Genomic DNA, 2,160 nt, shown 5'->3' with positions numbered 1-2,160 from the left:
CCAGGCCCAGGCGACCACGCTGATCCTCGTCACCAACACCGTGAGCGCGCGCCAGTGGAAGGACGAGCTCGTACGAAGGACGACGCTGACGCCCGAGGAGATCGGTGAGTACTCCGGGTCGGTCAAGGAGATCCGCCCGGTCACCATCGCCACCTACCAGGTGCTGACGACCAAGCGGAAGGGCGTCTACACGCACCTGGAGCTGCTCGACGCTCGCGACTGGGGCCTGGTCGTCTACGACGAGGTGCACCTGCTGCCCGCGCCGATCTTCCGGATGACCGCCGACCTGCAGGCCCGCCGCCGCCTCGGGCTGACCGCGACGCTGGTGCGCGAGGACGGCCGCGAGGGCGACGTCTTCTCCCTCATCGGCCCGAAGCGCTACGACGCGCCGTGGAAGGACATCGAGTCGCAGGGCTACATCGCGCCGGCCGACTGCGTCGAGGTGCGGGTGACCCTGTCCGACTCGGAGCGGCTGGCCTACGCGACAGCCGAGCCGGAGGAGCGCTACCGCTTCGCCTCGACCACCGCGACCAAGACCCGCGTCGTCGAGCAGCTCGTCGAGCGGCACCGGGGCGACCAGGTCCTGGTGATCGGGCAGTACATCGACCAGCTCGACGACCTCGGCGAGCGCCTCGGTGCGCCGGTCATCAAGGGTGAGACGACGGTCAAGCAGCGCGAGGCGCTCTTCGGCGCGTTCCGCACCGGCGAGATCTCGCTGCTCGTGGTGAGCAAGGTGGCCAACTTCTCGATCGACCTGCCCGAGGCGGCCGTCGCGATCCAGGTGTCCGGCACCTTCGGGTCACGGCAGGAGGAGGCGCAGCGGCTCGGCCGGGTGCTGCGGCCGAAGGCCGACGGGCGCACCGCCCGGTTCTACGCGGTCACGGCTCGGGACACGGTCGACCAGGACTTCGCGGCGCACCGCCAGCGGTTCCTCGCCGAGCAGGGCTACGCGTACCGGATCGTCGACAGCGAGGACCTGCCGACGCTCGACGCTCCCGAGACCTGACCGCGAACCGGCTGTCGCCGGTTCCGGCTACCGTCCCACCCATGGCCGATGCCTGGCTGTCCGACACCCGCTCGTCGTACGACACGGATGCTGCCGGATACGCCGAGAAGGTTCGTGGACTGCTCGGTGAGAGGCCGTACCTCCGCGCCAGCCTGGCGTTGTTCGCCGAGCTGGTCCACGGTGCCGGTGCCGGGCCGGTCGCCGATGTCGGATGCGGGCCGGGGTACGTCACCGGCTACCTCCACGACGCCGGAGTGGACGCCTTCGGCATCGATCTCTCCCCCGAGATGATCGCCATCGCTCGGCGCGACCATCCAGGCCTGCGCTTCGAGGTCGGAACGATGACCGACCTGAAGATGGCGGACGACTCGCTCGTCGGCATAGTCGCGTTCTGGTCCGTGATCCACGTGCCCGACCACGCGATGCCCGGCGTGCTCGAGGAGTTCCGTCGAGTGTTGCAGCCACAGGGTCTGCTGCTGGTCGGCTTTCACGTCGGTGACGAGACACGACACACGTCCGAGGGCTACACGGGTCGAGCAGTCAACGTCGACAGTCACCATCGGCGGCCGAGCACGGTCATGGGTTGGCTTCGCGACGCGGGGTTCACCATCGAGGCCGAGCTGGTCATCGGACCGGACGTCGAGGTGCCGGGAGCGGTCATCTTCGCGCGAAGATAGGCCTGACCCAAATCAACAATGGCAGTCGGGCGCTCGTCCCGAGGATGCACCGCACGTGGTGCATGTCATTCGCGTTGCGGGGGCGGTGGTCGGCTGGGCGGCGGGCCGGTGTCCTTGCCGGTGCGGTTGCGGCCGGGTGGGGAGGGTTCGGGTTCGAGGGTGCGGCCGTCGCGGTGGGTGGCGCTGTAGCGGCCGTCGGGGTGGCGGTGCAGGGTCCAGCCGCCTTCGTGGCACATCGTGTGGTGCGCCGGACAGGGCAGGGCGCCGTTGGCGACGGTGGTCGGGCCGCCGCGGCTGGCCCACACCAGGTGATGGCCGTCGGACCAGGTGGCGGGCCGGTCGCACCACGGCCAGGGGCAGCGGTCCCCGTCGCGGCCGATCATCGCCCGGCGCTGCGGGACGGTGAAGTAGCGGCGCTCGGTGCGCAGGCCGCGCACCGCGCCCTGGTCGTCGAGCAGGACGGTGGTCAGCTCCCCG

Annotated in this window: 3 protein-coding genes; 2 read left to right on the top strand and 1 reads right to left on the bottom strand. The window is 70.5% G+C overall.

Translation table 11 applies throughout. The annotated features are described in order from the left end of the window. Together VK640_05750 and VK640_05745 are read left to right on the top strand one after the other, a co-directional pair. Positions 1 to 1,006 (top strand): DEAD/DEAH box helicase (locus VK640_05750; GenBank protein HTE72687.1); only part of this gene is annotated, 1,006 nt, incomplete at its 5' end. Positions 1,007 to 1,047: 41 nt separating this feature from the next. After that, on the top strand, positions 1,048 to 1,683 hold the full coding sequence (locus VK640_05745; GenBank protein ID HTE72686.1) for a class I SAM-dependent methyltransferase: 636 nt from the start codon (positions 1,048 to 1,050) through the stop codon (positions 1,681 to 1,683). A gap of 65 nt (positions 1,684 to 1,748) precedes the next feature. Here VK640_05745 and VK640_05740 read toward each other — a convergent pair. After that, a partial coding sequence (locus VK640_05740) for a hypothetical protein (GenBank protein ID HTE72685.1) occupies positions 1,749 to 2,160 on the bottom strand: 412 nt, incomplete at its 5' end.

This window comes from Actinomycetes bacterium, from assembly GCA_035489715.1.
GTDB lineage: Bacteria > Actinomycetota > Actinomycetes > JACCUZ01 > JACCUZ01 > DATHAP01.
This window is presented reverse-complemented; position numbering and strand designations above follow the sequence as displayed.